This window comes from Rhizosphaericola mali (assembly GCF_004337365.2).
Classification (GTDB): Bacteria; Bacteroidota; Bacteroidia; order Chitinophagales; family Chitinophagaceae; genus Rhizosphaericola; species Rhizosphaericola mali.
The window spans coordinates 3,261,765-3,278,286 of the sequence record NZ_CP044016.1 but is presented as its reverse complement, the minus strand read 5'-3'; the positions used below and the strand labels follow the sequence as shown (position 1 = coordinate 3,278,286).

At 34.7% G+C, this 16,522-nt stretch carries 15 protein-coding genes; 8 read left to right on the top strand and 7 right to left on the bottom strand.

The window, feature by feature from the left end; all coding sequences use genetic code 11:
* Positions 1–22 precede the first annotated feature (22 nt).
* The gene (locus tag E0W69_RS14115; RefSeq protein ID WP_191967851.1) at positions 23–1,096 is read left to right on the top strand and encodes a DUF3810 domain-containing protein; all 1,074 of its coding nucleotides are present in this window, start codon (positions 23–25) and stop codon (positions 1,094–1,096) included.
* Here E0W69_RS14115 and E0W69_RS14110 read toward each other — a convergent pair.
* Positions 1,091–2,122 carry a hypothetical protein gene (locus E0W69_RS14110; protein WP_131330681.1) on the bottom strand — a complete coding sequence of 344 codons (1,032 nt, stop codon included), beginning with the start codon at positions 2,120–2,122 and terminating at the stop codon, positions 1,091–1,093. The genes E0W69_RS14115 and E0W69_RS14110 overlap by 6 nt on opposite strands.
* A 44-nt stretch (positions 2,123–2,166) precedes the next feature.
* Here E0W69_RS14110 and E0W69_RS14105 point away from each other — a divergent pair, with 44 nt between their 5' ends.
* The 4 genes from E0W69_RS14105 to aroQ all read left to right on the top strand — a co-directional run bounded on the left by E0W69_RS14105 (position 2,167) and on the right by aroQ (position 4,832).
* Entirely contained in the window at positions 2,167–2,661 is a 495-nt protein-coding gene (locus tag E0W69_RS14105; RefSeq protein WP_131330680.1) for a DUF1573 domain-containing protein, read from the top strand.
* 48 nt (positions 2,662–2,709) lie between these two features.
* Entirely contained in the window at positions 2,710–3,081 is a 372-nt protein-coding gene (locus E0W69_RS14100; RefSeq protein ID WP_131330679.1) for a DUF1573 domain-containing protein, read from the top strand.
* A 157-nt stretch (positions 3,082–3,238) separates the two neighbouring features.
* The gene (gene carA, locus E0W69_RS14095) at positions 3,239–4,342 is read left to right on the top strand and encodes a glutamine-hydrolyzing carbamoyl-phosphate synthase small subunit (RefSeq protein ID WP_131330678.1); all 1,104 of its coding nucleotides are present in this window, start codon (positions 3,239–3,241) and stop codon (positions 4,340–4,342) included.
* A 67-nt stretch (positions 4,343–4,409) separates the two neighbouring features.
* A complete protein-coding gene (gene aroQ, locus E0W69_RS14090) occupies positions 4,410–4,832 on the top strand; it encodes a type II 3-dehydroquinate dehydratase (RefSeq protein ID WP_131330677.1) in 423 nt (140 codons plus the stop codon).
* Between the two features lie 26 nt (positions 4,833–4,858).
* On the opposite strand, the gene E0W69_RS14085 is transcribed toward aroQ, so the two are convergent.
* From E0W69_RS14085 to thrS, 3 genes are all read right to left on the bottom strand, one after another.
* Complete coding sequence (locus E0W69_RS14085) at positions 4,859–5,974, bottom strand: M42 family metallopeptidase (RefSeq protein WP_131330676.1); 1,116 nt, start codon at positions 5,972–5,974, stop codon at positions 4,859–4,861.
* A gap of 92 nt (positions 5,975–6,066) precedes the next feature.
* On the bottom strand, positions 6,067–6,705 hold the full coding sequence (infC, locus tag E0W69_RS14080) for a translation initiation factor IF-3 (protein WP_131330675.1): 639 nt from the start codon (positions 6,703–6,705) through the stop codon (positions 6,067–6,069).
* Positions 6,706–6,769: 64 nt separating this feature from the next.
* The gene (gene thrS / locus E0W69_RS14075) at positions 6,770–8,722 is read right to left on the bottom strand and encodes a threonine--tRNA ligase (RefSeq protein WP_225321268.1); all 1,953 of its coding nucleotides are present in this window, start codon (positions 8,720–8,722) and stop codon (positions 6,770–6,772) included.
* A gap of 155 nt (positions 8,723–8,877) precedes the next feature.
* Between thrS and E0W69_RS14070 the strand changes: the two genes are divergently transcribed.
* Positions 8,878–9,906, top strand: coding sequence for a hypothetical protein (locus E0W69_RS14070; protein WP_131330673.1), 1,029 nt, complete (start codon positions 8,878–8,880; stop codon positions 9,904–9,906).
* Between the two features lie 12 nt (positions 9,907–9,918).
* Here E0W69_RS14070 and E0W69_RS14065 read toward each other — a convergent pair whose 3' ends face one another.
* On the bottom strand, positions 9,919–10,260 hold the full coding sequence (locus E0W69_RS14065; protein WP_131330672.1) for a HesB/IscA family protein: 342 nt from the start codon (positions 10,258–10,260) through the stop codon (positions 9,919–9,921).
* 164 nt (positions 10,261–10,424) lie between these two features.
* Here E0W69_RS14065 and E0W69_RS14060 point away from each other — a divergent pair, with 164 nt between their 5' ends.
* Positions 10,425–13,052 (top strand): MGH1-like glycoside hydrolase domain-containing protein, encoded by a 2,628-nt coding sequence (locus tag E0W69_RS14060; protein WP_131330671.1) that lies wholly within the window; start codon positions 10,425–10,427, stop codon positions 13,050–13,052.
* Between the two features lie 121 nt (positions 13,053–13,173).
* Positions 13,174–13,611: a hypothetical protein gene (locus E0W69_RS14055; RefSeq protein ID WP_131330670.1), complete on the top strand. Its 438-nt coding sequence runs from the start codon at positions 13,174–13,176 to the stop codon at positions 13,609–13,611.
* A 19-nt stretch (positions 13,612–13,630) separates the two neighbouring features.
* Here the strand turns inward: E0W69_RS14055 and E0W69_RS14050 are convergent, their stop codons facing one another.
* Positions 13,631–15,859: an FUSC family protein gene (locus tag E0W69_RS14050; protein ID WP_131330669.1), complete on the bottom strand. Its 2,229-nt coding sequence runs from the start codon at positions 15,857–15,859 to the stop codon at positions 13,631–13,633.
* Positions 15,860–15,890: 31 nt separating this feature from the next.
* Positions 15,891–16,469, bottom strand: a complete 579-nt coding sequence (pth, locus tag E0W69_RS14045) for an aminoacyl-tRNA hydrolase (protein ID WP_131330668.1) — start codon at positions 16,467–16,469, stop codon at positions 15,891–15,893.
* Between the last annotated feature and the right edge of the window lie 53 nt (positions 16,470–16,522).

The window sequence follows — 16,522 nt, the reverse complement described above, 5'->3', positions numbered from 1 at the left end:
AAGATAACCAAAAATGGCATCTATGTTTTTTGCAAAAAGAAAAGTAAAATATATTGGTATATTATTACTAATTATTGTAATATTAAATCTGTGGGAGTCTTTTTCGCAATCCATAGAGCTTTTTTATTCCTCTAGTATCTATAAAGTTTTTTCTATAGTAGAGCGCGCTCTATTAGGATTTCTACCATTTAGTTTTGGTGATATTGTTTATACGATTGTTATACTATATTCCATTTTTCAATTTGTTTTATTTATAAAAAATCTATTTAAAAGAGATTGGAAAACGCTACGGTATAAATTGTTCATATTGTTGAAATCCATTCTATTATTATACATTTTCTTTTTGTTAAATTGGGGATTGAATTATTCAAGACTAGGTATCAGTTATCAACTTAAAATGGATAAACCCACTTATTCCACTATAGAATTAGAGGATCTCTCCAAAGAACTTGCTTCAAAAGCTAATTTTTACCGTAAACAATTACCTCAGATTATTCATCGAAACGATAATAAAGTCTTATTTCAAGGAGCCGATAGTTCGTACAAAATATTGAGTGAGAAATATTCTTTTTTGAAATATACTATGCCTTGTGTGAAAGTCTCAATTTATAGTGAACTGGGAAATTATTTAGGATTTACAGGGTATTTGGATCCATTTACAGGTGAAGCTCAAGTTAACACTCATACGCCATATTATCAATTACCTTACATAACCTGTCATGAAATTGCGCATCAATTGGGCTATGCAACGGAGGATGAGGCTAATTTTGTGGGTTATTTGGCGGCGTCACATTCAAATAATAAGTTATTTAGATATTCAACTTATGCAGATCTTTTTAGATATGCTATCAATGAATTGTTTATTAGAGATTCTACAAAGGCGATTCCTATTTATAAGAGTTTGGATACTTTAGTTAAATCCGATTTTATAGCAAGTCGAAAATTTTATTTGCCTTATAGAAATAAAATGGAGCGGATAGTTACTTGGATTTACGGTGCCTATTTGAAAGCAAACAAGCAACCGCAAGGTATAGAAACCTATAATGAAGTCGTTTCGTTATTGATTGGATACAAACATAAATATCATCAATTATAGTTGGAAGTCGTCGATTTGATTTTGAATAATTGTTCGCCAATTTTCTGTAATTGTTTTATAGCTTTCCATATATTCAGCACGCAAATATTCAGCTTTGTACATGGTTATGAAAGCCTTACCGATTTCATCTACATCGATTTTTTCAACTATAAAAGTTTTATTTTCTATAGTTTGATTGGCTGTACTATTTTGAGTGATTAGACATGGTATTTCTTGAATAATAGAATTATTGAAAAAAGCCAATTCACTATCCAAATTGTTTAAATCGATGGTACAATATGCAGATCCTATAATTTTGGAAATTTCAGATTTATCAGGTGCATTGACAAGCTGAACGTCATTGCGATATTTATAATTGCTTAATGAATTTTGAATAGTTGTGATATTGTCTACCAATAACAAAAGCTTAATATTACTCTTTTGCCATTTTTTTAAAATGGAAAATCCTTTTAGTATTTGTAGGGTATTCTCTAGCGGTTGGTTGATACAGTTTACAAAGAAATATTCTTCTCCTTCGGAATATTTTTCTTTTATAGTTTGTTGTTCATCCCAACTTAAATTTAGTGCTTTCGTCTCTGATAATGGGTATAGTATTTTGCAATTACAATTGCGTTTTTTATCTTGAAGCTGTTTTGCTAGTTGATCACTATACACTATACATTCAGAAGAACTGTTATTCAAATATTCTTGAAATATGGGTATTTCAATTTGCTTTCTATCCTGAATAAAGTAAGCTATCTTTTTAGCAGTATTTATGGGAAATGCAAATGAATTTACAATTACTTGATCAATATGATATTTGCCAATAAGACTATTGAGTTTGACTTTGTTAAACCAAACTTTTTCTAATTTATTTGTAGGCGCATTTATCCAAAAAATATAAGATTTGTTTGTATCAAATTCGATTGAGTCTTTAGATATTTCTGTTACTGAGAAATTTCTATAATGCGTTAAGAAGTCTAAAAAATATTTTAGAAAACCAAAATTTATCGAAGTTGTACTATCTTTAATTAACAACAGGTTCATTTGCCAAAGATAAATTGGTTGACGGTAAAATTAAATTTTTAAGTATGATAAAGTTGATATTATCATTTGTAATATGTGCGTTTGTTGGATTAAATGTTCATGCGCAAATGAATAAAATCCAACCTCCGAAAGATGCCAAAAATTATGTGGAAGTAGATGATGACGACCATGATTTTGGACAGATTCAATATGGGAAAGGCGTAAGTTATACGGTGCATATTCAGAATATTGGGAAAGATACATTGACGCTTAGTAATGTGCAAGTAAGTTGCGGTTGTACCGTGCCGACTTGGAAGAGAGGACCATACGCGCCTCGAGATACCTTTTCAATTCAAGTGGCGTTTAATGGTTATTCTGAGGGGAAATTTAATAAAACGCTAACCTTGTTATTTAACAATGATATTGTCAAAATTTTGCGATTTGAAGGAGATGGAATTAAGAATTTCAAACCATCTACAAGCGTGAATAATGATGATAACGACGAGGACGAAGGCTCGACCTCTGCCATTCAGCGCGTTGAAGTGTTAAAATACATGTAGCAATAAAAGAGATAATTTTTTTTAATAACTTTGAGACAAATTAAAAAAATGAAAAAGACGATTTTAATGTTTTTGTTTGTTTGCTCTGCTTTCTTAGCAATGGCACAAACGTCTCCTGTAAAATTTGAAGAATCAAAACATGATTTTGGTAAAGTTACTTTAAATCAACCCGCATCTACAAGCTTTGAATTTACAAATACAACAAGCAAACCTGTAATTATTGAAATGGCTCAGGCAAGTTGTGGATGTACCACTCCTGAATATCCTAAAAAACCAATTTTACCTGGAAAAAAAGCTGCTATTAAAGTTACGTATAATGCGGCTGCCGCAGGTCATTTCACTAAATCTGTTACTGTAAAATTTGCAGATGTACAACAACCTGTAATTCTTTCAATTACTGGTGAGGTAGTTAAAGGTTAGTATTTTTTGAACATATTGTAATGCGCCAATATTTATATTGGTGCATTTTCATATACATAAGATTTTGATTATCATATATGTTTTAAGAAAATATAAATTAATAGTGATAATGTGATGATTATGTATTTTTTTTGCACAACGAAAATTTTTTAAATCCATGTCTATTCAACAACAACCTGCTGTCCTTTTACTAGCTGACGGCACGGTATTTTATGGAAAATCTTTTGGGAAGATTGGCACCGTTGGTGGTGAGATTTGTTTTAATACGGGTATGACCGGTTATCAGGAAGTTTTTACCGACCCTAGTTATTATGGACAAATGCTGATCATGAATAATGTGCATATTGGCAATTATGGTGTGAAATCTGAGGAAGTAGAAAGTGATTCTGTGAAAATTAAAGGGTTGATCGCTAGAAGTTTGGAAGAAAAATATTCTAGACCTTTGGCAGATGGTTCTTTGGAAGATTATTTGAAAACCAATAATATTGTTGCGATTGAAGGTATTGATACAAGAGCATTGGTTATTCACGTAAGAAATAAAGGTGCAATGAACTGTATTATTTCTTCTGAAACTGCGGACATTGATGCGTTGAAAGAAACATTGAGCAAGGTTCCAGACATGAAAGGTTTGGACTTAGCGAAAGAAGTTTCTACCAAAGAAGAATATTCTTATGGAGACCCAGGTGCGGCGTTGAAGGTTGCCGTATTGGATTACGGTATCAAAAGAAATATCTTGAAATGCATGTCCGATAGAGGTGCGTATTTGAAAGTTTTTCCTGGAAATACGCCAGTGTCAAAAATTAAAGAATTTGCTCCAGACGGATATTTCATTTCTAATGGTCCTGGTGATCCATCAGCAATGCCTTATGCAATTGAAACAGTAAAAGAAATATTGAAAGAAAAGAAACCATTATTTGGAATCTGTCTTGGTCACCAATTATTGGCTTTGGCAAATGGTATTCCTACTTTCAAAATGCACAACGGTCACAGAGGATTGAACCATCCGGTGAAAAATTTGGTTACTGGTAGAAGTGAAATCAGTACGCAAAACCACGGATTCGGTATCGATGCGGACGGCGTTAAAAAGAATCCAAATGTAGAAATTACGCATTTGAATTTGAATGATGATAGCGTTGAAGGTATTCGTTTGAAAGATAGACCTGCATTTTCTGTACAATATCATCCAGAAGCAACTCCTGGTCCTCACGATAGTCGTTATCTATTTGATGATTTCATCAATTTGATAAAAGAAAATAAATAATTAAAAAAGCTGAATTCATTTGAATTCAGCTTTTTTATGCTAGCTACTTTTATCTTATTTTTGAATCATGAAGAAAATCGCAATTATCAATGGTCCTAATTTGAATTTGTTGGGTGTACGCGAACCGGAAGTGTATGGCAAACAAAGTTTCCATGACTATTTTCAAATATTACAATCTAAATTTCCGAAAGTCGAACTTACCTATTTTCAAAGTAATATCGAGGGAGAAATGATCAATGAAATTCAAAGAATCGGTTTTGAATATGATGGTATCGTCTTGAATCCTGCGGCATACACACATACTTCCATTGCGATAATGGATGCCATCAAAGCCATTACGACACCATTGATAGAAGTGCATATTTCCAATATTCATACAAGAGAAGAATTTAGACATCATTCTTTTATCTCTGCCGTGGCAGTCGGTACGATTGTCGGTCTGGGTTTAAAAGGCTATGATTTAGCTATTCAATATTTTTTGAGTAAATAAAAAGAGCGCCAAAGCGCTCTTTTTATTTACAAATATTTCAAATCTGTTTGAGGAGATAAGGTCAATAAAGTTTCGTATATTAATTGAATCGTAGCCTCTACATCTGCTTTGTTAATCATTTCCACCGTTGTATGCATATAACGCAAAGGCATGGAAATCAATACGGATGGACAACCATCATTTGCATAAGCGAAACTATCCGTATCTGTCCCCGTGCTGCGGCTCAATGCGCGCATCTGTACCGGAATTTTGTTTTTCTCAGCGACATTTTCTACAAAATGCAACAATTTTGTTTGTACAGCCGGAGCATAAGCTAAAGCTGGTCCTTTGCCACAAGCAACATCGCCTTCCACATTTTTATTGATAAATGGCGTCTGTGTATCATGTGTTACATCAGTAACGATCGCGATGTCGGGTTTGATCCTTCTTGCCATCATTTCCGCTCCACGCAAACCGATTTCCTCTTGTACGGCATTGACGATATATAAAGCGAAAGGTAATTTTTTCTTATTTTCTTTAAGCAAACGAGCCACTTCTGCGATAATGACACCGCCAATTCTATTGTCAAATGCACGACCGATCCAATTGCCATTGACCAATTCGTCAAAACCATCTTGATAAGTAACGACAGATCCCACGTGAATTCCCAAATCTTCCACCTCTTTTTTGCTACGTGCTCCGCAATCAATGAATAAATTGTCCACTTGAGGAGTTGGTTCTTTGGATGCAGTGCCACCATGTCTTGTATGGATGGCAGGCCAGCCAAATACACCTTTTATAATACCTTTTTTTCCATGAATATTGACACGCATGGCTGGGGCGATTTGATGATCTACGCCGCCATTTCTTTTTAGATAAATAAGACCGCTATCATTTACATAATTGACAAACCAACTAATCTCATCTGCGTGCGCTTCTATCACCACTTTAAACTTTTCTTTGGGGTTGATAATTGCTGCGACTGAGCCATATGCATCCACAATATGCTCATCAATATAGGGGTGAATATATTCCAACCAAAGTTTTTGTCCACTAGATTCAAAGCCAGTAGGAGAGGCGTTGTCAATATATTTTTTTACAAATGCTAAAGATTCTTTCGTTAAAATTTCTTTTGTCTCTTTTAATTTCTTTGATTTTGCCATGAGAATTTTTTATACAAAGTAAGATACGGGTAAATGCAAAAACGCCAAACAGTAATTTAACCATTTGACGTTTTTTATGAAGATTTTTTAAACTAATCTTTCGGAGCTTGTTGAGGCTTTGGAGCTGCGGGAGCTTGTGGTTTTGGTTTACTGCTGCCACCTTCTGCACCTTTTTTGGATGCTTTTGGCGCAAACATAACCAACATTCTCTTTCCTTCCATTTTAGGCATGCCTTCTAATGCGCCTACTTCGTTTAATCGCTCAGCAAATTTCAAAAGAAGTAATTCGCCACGATCCTTAAACATGATCGCACGACCTCTAAATTGAACGTAAGCTTTTACTTTATTGCCTTCTTTCAAGAAACGTTCGGCATGTTTGATTTTAAATTCCAAATCATGCTCATCCGTACCAGGAGTGAAACGAATTTCTTTCACTTCACTTTGTTTGGCATTCGCTTTCATTTCTTTTTCCTTACGTTTCTTTTCGTAAAGGAATTTTTTATATTCAACGACACGGCAAACAGGAGGAGCTGCATTAGGTGAAATTTCAACTAAGTCAAGTTCTTGTTCGTTAGCAATTTTTCTTGCTTCTTCTATAGGATAAACGCCCACAGTGACATTATCCCCTACCAATCTTACTTCTGGAACTCTGATTCTTTCGTTAATACGATGTTCAGGTTCTTCATTTCTTTTAAATCTTGGGTTAAATCTACCTTTATTCGGTAACGCCATTCACTATTTTTTGGGTCAAAAATAATATGATATAATCAATAATTATGCAAAAGTAAACTATCTATTACTTTTTTTCTGCAATTTCTTTTGTAATATTAGAAATAAATGTATCTAGAGGCTGTGTTCCAAGATCTCCTTGTCCATGTCTTCTGATAGAAACCGCTTTCTCATTGGCTTCTTTTTCTCCGATTACCAACATGTAGGGGACTTTTTTCACCTCAGTATCTCTGATTTTTCTACCAATTTTTTCATTTCTTTCATCCACATTTACCGTAATATCCAAAAGTCTCAATGCGATAGCTACCTCTTTGGCGTAGTCATTGAATTTATCAGAAATTGGTAAAATCGCCACCTGAATAGGAGCTAACCATAATGGTAAGTTACCAGCACAGTTTTCCAATAATACCGCGATAAATCTTTCGATAGAACCAAATGGTGCGCGGTGGATCATTACCGGACGCTTTTTCGTATTGTCGCTATCCACGTATTCCAATTCGAATCTTTCAGGTAAATTGTAATCTACTTGAATCGTTCCAAGCTGCCAGCTACGACCGATGGCATCTTTTACCATGAAGTCCAATTTAGGGCCGTAGAATGCCGCTTCGCCTTCTTCTTCAATAAATGGTAATCCTTTTGCTTTAGCCGCATCACGAATCGCATTTTCAGCAATATCCCAATTCTCGTCTGATCCGATATATTTCGTTTTATTGTTTGGATCTCTCAAGGAAACTTGCGCTGTAAAGTTTTCAAAATTCAAAGCTTTGAATACGAAAGTTACTAGGTCAATATTTCTTTCAAATTCTTCCAATACTTGATCAGGTGTAACGAAAATATGCGCATCATCTTGGGTAAATGATCTAACACGAGTCAAACCGTGCAATTCACCTGATTGTTCATAACGATAAACGGTGCCAAATTCTGAAAAACGCAAAGGCAAATCCTTGTAAGAACGAGGAGATGATTTGTATATTTCGCAATGGTGAGGACAGTTCATTGGTTTTAACATGTACTCTTCACCCTCTTGAGGTGTCGTAATTGGGCGGAAAGAATCTTGTCCGTATTTTGCCCAGTGACCAGAAGTAACATATAATTGTTTGGAACCAATATGCGGAGTCATTACCGGTTGGTAACCTCTTGCGATCAATTCTTTTTGTAAGAAATCCTGCAATTTATTTCTCAATAAAGTTCCTTTTGGTAACCATAAAGGTAAACCGGGGCCGACTTTTTCAGAAAAGGTAAATAATTCTAATTCCTTACCGATTTTACGATGATCACGTTTTTTCGCTTCTTCGATCATAGTAACGTATTCATCCAATTCTTTTTGAGAAGGGAAGGTTACACCATAGATACGCGTAAGCATTTTATTTTTTTCGTTGCCTCTCCAATACGCACCAGCGATGTTGGTTAATTTGATCGCTTTGATAAAACCTGTATTTGGGATATGAGGTCCGCGACATAAATCAGTGAAATGTCCTTGAGTATAGAATGTGATATGACCATCTTCTAGACCGTCAATCAATTCCAATTTGTATTGATCTCCTTTTTCTTTGAAATATTCAATAGCATCCGCTTTGGAAACATCTTTACGTGTATAGACTTCTTTTTGCAAAGCCAATTCCTTCATCTTCTTTTCCAATGCGACTAAATCACTATCGGAAAGTTGACGATCACCTAAGTCTATATCATAATAAAACCCTTTTTCGATCGCAGGTCCGATACCGAATTTTGTTCCAGGATACAACGCTTCCAACGCTTCTGCCAATAAGTGTGCAGAAGAATGCCAAAACGTAGATTTACCTCCATTGTCATCCCACGTCAACAATTTAAGATGTACATCTTGCGTCAACGGACGGAAAGAATCGATTACTTTACCATCTACTTCTGCCGCCAATACTTTGCGAGCTAAACCCTCGCTGATTGACTTGGCAATGTCCAATGCTGAAACTCCTGATTCGTATTCTCTTACTGCTCCATCAGGAAAAGTGACTTTTATCATATTAATTGCGCTATGCTCCATTTAAATTAAGGTGTACAAAGGTAATGAATGCCTTTCAATATAAATGCAGTAAAAAAGAGGATAATTAAGTAAAATAAAGAGGAATACGAAGAAATTCGTCCGCTATCCGTTTTATTTTGTACTTTAGAAAATCAATTGAAGATCCACATAATAGAATGACCATCAGACCTCTCATCATATTTTTACTGCTACAACTGCCTTTTTTTTCATTTGCACAAAATCTAACAGGAATTTGGAAAGGGTATTTCTCCTCAGGTTTTGGTTCGGATAAAAAATATTACAGTTATGAATTACAAATTGAGGAAATGAGTAATGGTCATATTAGTGGCGTTTCATATTCCTATTTAAATAATGATTTCTATGGTAAAACCGCAGTGAGTGGGAGTTTTAATGACAAAACTGGAAAACTAGACATACGTGAGAATAAACTATTAGAAGTCAAGGCGGTAGACAAAAATTCGGTATTGCTAATGTCTTTGGATATGAATTATTCCAAATTGTCAGGCAAACGAACTTTATCTGGATTTTATTCTAGCTTTCGTTCCAATTCTAATCAAATAAATGATCAAGGCGCAATTGAATTAAGTAGTTCGGATAAAAGTGATTTCTCCAGAGAAGCATTTTTGCAGAAAAAAAAGCATAACTCCAACCTTGTAGTTACAAAATATAAAAAGAAAACAAAAACTTCCACGACACATACTGCTACACTATCTACTGTTTCAGGAACATCGGTCTCGGAAAAATCTTCTGTTGAAAATAAAAATGAGCAAGTTATTAATACACAATCATTGGTTGCAGTTGATAAAATGCCCGTCCCATTTGTAATTAAAAATCGTACGAATAAATTAATTCAAACTATCGTAACGCATACCAAAGATGTGGATGTTGATTTCTTCGATAATGGAGAGATTGATGGAGATTCCATTTCTCTTTATTTGAACAATAGGCAGGTAATTAAGTCTGGAAGATTAACGCGAAACGCGATTAATTTCAAAACTGAAATTGAAGACAATCAACCAAATTTAGACTTTATTTTAGTTGCCGAAAACTTGGGAAGAATCCCGCCAAATTCTGCTTTAATGGTCATTTATACCAATCACAAGCGGTATGAAATATTTATAGAATCAGACCTAAAAACAAATGGGCAGGTACGCATTATATACGAACCGCCCACTACGAAATAAATTAAATAATTTTTATACGGCAAATGAACTGCCACAGCCACAACTAGAACTTGCATTAGGGTTATTGAAAATAAATCCACGTGCATCCAAGCCATTGTGCCAATCAATTTCCAAACCTTGTAAATAAATCAAATGATTTTTATTTACCACGCATGGAATGTCATCAATTTCAAATACAACATCTTCTGGTAATTGGCTGTCGAATCCCAATACATAGCTCATGCCACTACAACCACCACCTTTTACACCGACTCTAAGAAATTGCTCTTCAGCATCGGATTTGGCAGATAATATATTTTTAAATTCTTTAATCGCTGTTGGCGTTATGCTGATCGGTTGTGCTACTGCTTCCATAATCTTCCTTTAAATTGTGATCAAATACGAATATGAAGGTATTAGAAAAATGAGTTTCGCACAAATATTGGTGGGAAATTTACCTAATCATTACATTTTTATACTGCTTTGAAATAATTATCTTCGTAATGAGCTCACATTTTCATTATAAATTTTCAAATGATATGTCACCAGAAGAACAACGTCTAATCGCCAATCAAGATATAAATTATTACATGGAAGAATGGGGGCCTTATTTGTCCGAAAGACAATGGGGAACTGTTCGAGAAGATTTTAGTGAAAATGGAGATGCTTGGAATTATTTTCCATTTTCTCATGCACACAAGCGCGTCTATCGCTGGGGGGAAGATGGATTGGGTGGATTGACTGATATATTTGAAAATCTTTGTTTCAGCGTCGCACTGTGGAATGGAAAAGATCCTATTTTGAAAGAGCGATTATTCGGTTTGGGTAATTCGGAAGGCAATCACGGAGAGGATGTGAAGGAATTGTATTATTATTTGGATAATGTGCCTTCGCATTATTACATGCAATTTTTGTACAAATATCCGCAAGCTGCATTCCCCTATACGCAATTAGTGGAAGAGAATGCTAGACGTTCCACTTTGGATAAGGAATTTGAAATTTTAGATACAGGGGTATTTGACGATAATAAATATTTTGATGTACAAATTACGTATGCCAAATATTCAAAAAGAGATATTGGGATAAAAATTGAAATTACTAATCGTGGCAGAAGTACGGCTCCTTTAACTGTATTGCCAACGCTATGGTTCTACAATCGCTGGTGCTACAATAAATCAATGCCGCGTCCAGAGATAAGAGAGATAAATGCACAATGTGTGCAAGCAGATCATTATAAATTGGGACGATATTATTTGTATTTTCAAAAATCGGAAGATCGATTATTTACGGAAAATGAGACTAATTTCGCAGAAATTTACGAAGGGCGAGAAAATGAATCGGAATTTACAAAAGACGCATTTCATAAAGCCATTATTCAAAAAATAGGTTTGGATAAACTTCGTGAAAAAAAGTCAGGAACAAAATTTTCACCCGTTTATCAATACAAAATTGCTCCAGGCGGTACGCGTACCATTCATTTGCGCTTAGCAGATACATTTTTAGAAAATCCATTTGAAAAAGGATCGGAATATATCTTCAATTTGCGAAAAGCGGAAGCGGACGCCTTTTACAAAACGATCATTCCTGCGCATCTTTCTGATGATTTGAAAAATATCCAAAGGCAAGCGTATGCGGGACTTTTGTGGAGTAAGCAATATTATCATTTTGATATAGAGCGTTGGTTGTCAACGAGTGATGGTATCGCGCCAGTAAGTGAAGAGCGTAAACTGGGGCGAAATCATGAATGGGTGCATTTGAAAAATCAGAATGTGATCCTCATGCCAGACAAATGGGAATATCCGTGGTATGCAGCTTGGGATCTGGCATTTCAGTGTATCGCCGTCGCACGAGTCGATGCCGCGCTTGCTAAAAATCAATTGGTATTGATTATGCGTGAATGGTATATGAAGCCAGACGGGCAATTACCTGCCTATGAATGGAGTTTTGGTGACGTAAATCCGCCTTTACAAGCATGGTCAGCGTTGGAAGTGTATCAAATTGAAAAACGAAATACCGGAACTGGAGATATCTCTTTTTTAAAAAGAGTTTTTCAAAAATTGATTATCAATTTCACTTGGTGGATTAATCGGAAAGATCCCAATGGCAACAATATATTTGAAGGTGGATTTTTGGGTTTGGATAATATTGGTGTATTTAATCGTAACCACACGCCATCTGGAAATATGCGATTGGAACAAGCGGATGGGACGAGTTGGATGGGCATGTATGCATTGAATATGATGGATATTGCGCTGGAAATTGCCTTGAATGATTCTTCATTTGAAGATATGGGAACCAAATTTTTCGAGCATTTTGTATTGATTGCAGAGGCGCTGAATGAAATGGGAATGTGGAATGAAGAAGATAAATTTTACTATGATACTTTAGCTGAAAAAGGTGGCAATACATTGCATCTACGCATACAAAGTATTGTCGGATTGACAACGATGTTTGCCGTTTCTGTCATTAGTCGAACAGCTTTGAAAAAATTAGCGGATTTTAATAAACGCATCAATTGGTTTGAAAATTACAGAAAAATAAATGGTCGTTTTTGGCCCAATGAAGAAAAGGCAGAAAGTGAAAGAATTTTACTTTCTCTCGTTCCAAAAGATCGCTTGATTGCATTACTTTCTCGTATTTTAAATGAAGATGAATTTTTGTCTGAAGTGGGTATTCGTGCACTTTCAAAATACCACAAAGCCAATCCATATTCCGTAAATATTGGAGAGGAGCATTTCGAGATTAGTTACGATCCGGGAGATTCTGTTTCTGATTTCTTTGGTGGAAATAGCAATTGGCGTGGCCCTGTGTGGATTCCGATAAATTATTTACTGATCAAAAGTATTCGCAAATATGGGAAATTTTATGAAGATAGTTTGCAAGTGGAATATCCCACGGGCTCAGGTGATTATCTGAATTTAGAGAAAATCGCAGATGAGATTTCCCTGCGCGTAATTGGCATATTTACATTAGATCAAGAAAATGGTCGAAAATATATAGATCCTGCACACGCAGAATTTTATAAAAGACCAGAAAATCGAAATTTGATGCAATTTTTCGAATATTTTCATGGAGATTCTGGACGTGGATTGGGAGCGAGTCATCAGACTGGTTGGACTGCTTTGGTCGCTGAATTGATCGATCAAGTAAAAGATAGATTGGGATAACGTTTATTTTCAAATTAATTGAATAATAATGAGCACGGTTATTTATAGGTCTAGAGACTTGTCTATATTTATTATAATATTTTTTCTATTTTTTTGGACGAATAATTCATTTGGTCAGAAAATGCATACAAATAATACCATACGGGCATATATAGAAAATAGATTGTATTCAGATTTTTTTAATGATTATTCGTTAAGATCTAAAGACTCTTCAAGTGTTTATTTTATTTCTCTAGCTATCTATAATTCTAAAAAAAGAATTGATTCTGTTACAATTTTAAATACGAAAATTGATTCTGGAATTTTGAAATATGTTGATGATATTAGATCTCATATTATAAAGTATGTTCATGTAAAAAATACTCATAGAATTATGGTTTATAATATTTTTTTATATTATGACTATATATCTCCATCGTATAAAAATTTAATCAATGAGTATGATTTTCAATTATCTTGGAACGATCTGGTCAAAATGCAGAAATTAGAGACTGATAAGAATGTTGTAATCGCCCCAAATATTATCCTTAGAATTCCAACTTTTTCAAAAGTCAATTAAGCAAAAAGGTGAGATTAATTTATTTCCCTATTATCTGAATCAATATTTTATTCAATTCATAAGCCGTCGAATAAATTAGTTCCAAAATGGTCTGAATTGCTTGTAATTGTGAAAGAGTTGCTCCGACTTCTGTCGGTCCAGCAGTTCCGAATTGACGGAGTTCTTCTTTTCTTTTTTCAATCAGAGAATTGAGCTCCATGTTTTTGGGTAGTGTTAGTTTCTGCCTTTTGTAATCTTGGATATCATGTGAGCTCATTAATTGCACGCCTTCGGACATTTCTTTTTCAATCTCGCTCACCTCGATTCCAATTTCAATAGAAGGTAAATTTTGAGATTGCGTATGAGCGTAATAGGAGAGGGAGGCAATATAAGAGGTCATCATGTGTGTTGTGGCGACAAACTGATGTAATTGACTGATTTTGGCTCTTTTCCCTTTCGGTTCGGATAGCATACGTTGAAAATTATCCGAAAGATTACCCAATTCAATGAACGCTGCTTTTCTACTTAATCTAAATTGCTCATCATCACCTTTTCTATTTAAAAGCAGATCTGCGGTATTGCGGAAATAAGTTTTGTTGGCCAATAGTGCATTTTTTACATAAACACGTATTTGAGACTCTTCCCAAACTGGGAAAATGAAAGTAGATGTCAATCCTACAATTACGGATGCCACGACGGTATCGACACTTCGATCGATAAATAGTGTATGTATGTTTTGAGGACTTAAATAGAAATAGGCCAAAATAACAAATACGGTAATGCCCAACGTGGCGAACATGTAGTTAATTTTTAACATACTATAACCAAAGGTCATAAATGCACCTAGCAACAGAAATATAGCTAGTTTGGATGAAATAAAAGTGATTAGAATTAGTCCTAAAAACATGCCAACCAACGTGCCGATAATACGATGTTTATTTCTTTGTTTGGATAAACTATAAGCCGGTTTCAATAATACGACAATGGTCAATAGTAACCAATAAGAATGTCCAGTCGGTAAAAAGAGCGATACAATATAACCGATTAATAATGCGATCGTTACACGCAACGCGTGTTTGAAAAGATTAGAATTTAAAGAAAAACTGGACCAAAATAATTTGGGATTATAGGTGATAGATGGCGTGAATCTTTTTAAATTGATGTTAAGCCGCTCGTCTTTTTTTATCTCTCCAAATTTTAATTTAGTTGCATTTTGAAGTTTTTGAATACGATTTTTTAGATCTTCAATACTGGAAAGTATTTGACTCAAAACAATAAAATCTTGAATATTTTCTGTTGTTAATTTTTCTGCGCGCAATTTGGAAAAAGAGTCCTTACAATTTTGAAAGGAAATATCTAATTCTTTGTTTTCTTGAAAGGGCTTTTCCAATGGAAGAATAAGCGAAAGCGATTGTATTTCAGAGGCTAATCTCGAAATATATGCGCCAAATTGCTGTACGATATGTGAATCTTCTAATATTTTATTCAAATGTTCGTAATCATATTGCGAGGTCATAATCCGCTCAAACAACTCAATACTATCTAGGAAAATGAACATCAAAGAACGGCTTCGTGGTGTAGATTCATTGACTAATTCGCGTGTTTTGAATAACATTTCGCGCAAATCATCTTGGTCGGTTCTGATTTTGGTTTGTAATGTTATAAGCCGCGTTTTGATGGATTCTGTATCCGGATTTTTCTGATAATAGCTGGCTTTTATTTTCAAAAAAGAACCAATATCATATAAATATTCGCTTAAAGATTGCTCTATAGCTAAGTAAGGTTTGATTCTATTGAGTAATAAAAAAATCAAAATATACCAAAGCCCACCTATCGTAAAGTAAAGCGCACTATCAAAAAATTGTTTACCCGAAAGATGATCGTCAATGTAAAATGTAAAAATAATCAAAGCCGTCGTTCCCATATTGGTCAAGCGCGTACCATAAATGCCGATAATGGAAAATACCAAACTGAAGACGATAATTTCTATAAAAACAGCAAAGGGTATATTACGTAAAAGCGTAGTAATTAGCGCTACAAGTACATAAACGCCCAAGCTTAAAAACAATGTTTTGATCCGTTCTTTTTGAGGGCCGGGATTGTCTGTTAGACTCAAAAATAATGCACCAAGCGGTAATGCCATCATTTTGGCCAAAAGATGTAAATTAAAAAGGAGGATACACGGAATCAGCGCGCCGACAGTTACCACAATGCCGCGAAATAAATGTTGACCAGTAATAAATCGTTTAAACTCGGTTCTGTAATCCATCTATTTTTTCTCTATAATTGAATATACGTAATTATTCAATCGAAATATTATTATACCTATTCATCGTCCTTTCCAATCCCATAGTAGAAAACGCTTCAATGATTTCCACGCTTTTTTCGATTTTCTTTTGAATAATTAAGCGTTCCTCTGGGAACCATTTACCTAATACAAATTCCGCTTGCATCCCTTTGGGGAAATTATTGCCAATGCCAAATTTTAGACGTGCATATTTGTCTGTATTTAACATCAGTTGTATGTCTTTCAATCCGTTGTGTCCAGCGTCACTACCGTGACCTCTTAGACGGATTTTGCTGATGGGAAGTGCAAGATCATCTACAATTACTAATATATTTTCCAATGAGATTTTTTCTTTATCCATCCAATATTTGACAGACTTGCCACTCAGATTCATAAATGTGGTCGGCTTGATACATATAAATGTATTGCCTTTCCATTTGACTTCAGACATATCAGCAAGACGATCGCTTTTGAAAAATCCACCATGTTTTATGGCAAATGCTTCCACCACATCAAATCCTGCATTGTGACGTGTATTGTAATATTCCGTACCGATATTTCCCAATCCTACGATTAGATATTTTGCGGGCATTTTTATATTTTATTAAAAATAACAAAGCCTTGCAAATTAGCAAGGCTCTGAAA

Coding starts and splice junctions, on each gene's coding strand:
- E0W69_RS14115 (WP_191967851.1), top strand. CDS start 23: ATGTTTTTTGCAAAAAGAAAAGTAAAATATATTGGTATATTATTACTA.
- E0W69_RS14110 (WP_131330681.1), bottom strand. CDS start 2,122: ATGAACCTGTTGTTAATTAAAGATAGTACAACTTCGATAAATTTTGGT.
- E0W69_RS14105 (WP_131330680.1), top strand. CDS start 2,167: ATGATAAAGTTGATATTATCATTTGTAATATGTGCGTTTGTTGGATTA.
- E0W69_RS14100 (WP_131330679.1), top strand. CDS start 2,710: ATGAAAAAGACGATTTTAATGTTTTTGTTTGTTTGCTCTGCTTTCTTA.
- carA (WP_131330678.1), top strand. CDS start 3,239: ATGTCTATTCAACAACAACCTGCTGTCCTTTTACTAGCTGACGGCACG.
- aroQ (WP_131330677.1), top strand. CDS start 4,410: ATGAAGAAAATCGCAATTATCAATGGTCCTAATTTGAATTTGTTGGGT.
- E0W69_RS14085 (WP_131330676.1), bottom strand. CDS start 5,974: ATGGCAAAATCAAAGAAATTAAAAGAGACAAAAGAAATTTTAACGAAA.
- infC (WP_131330675.1), bottom strand. CDS start 6,705: ATGGCGTTACCGAATAAAGGTAGATTTAACCCAAGATTTAAAAGAAAT.
- thrS (WP_225321268.1), bottom strand. CDS start 8,722: ATGGAGCATAGCGCAATTAATATGATAAAAGTCACTTTTCCTGATGGA.
- E0W69_RS14070 (WP_131330673.1), top strand. CDS start 8,878: ATGACCATCAGACCTCTCATCATATTTTTACTGCTACAACTGCCTTTT.
- E0W69_RS14065 (WP_131330672.1), bottom strand. CDS start 10,260: ATGGAAGCAGTAGCACAACCGATCAGCATAACGCCAACAGCGATTAAA.
- E0W69_RS14060 (WP_131330671.1), top strand. CDS start 10,425: ATGTCACCAGAAGAACAACGTCTAATCGCCAATCAAGATATAAATTAT.
- E0W69_RS14055 (WP_131330670.1), top strand. CDS start 13,174: ATGCATACAAATAATACCATACGGGCATATATAGAAAATAGATTGTAT.
- E0W69_RS14050 (WP_131330669.1), bottom strand. CDS start 15,859: ATGGATTACAGAACCGAGTTTAAACGATTTATTACTGGTCAACATTTA.
- pth (WP_131330668.1), bottom strand. CDS start 16,469: ATGCCCGCAAAATATCTAATCGTAGGATTGGGAAATATCGGTACGGAA.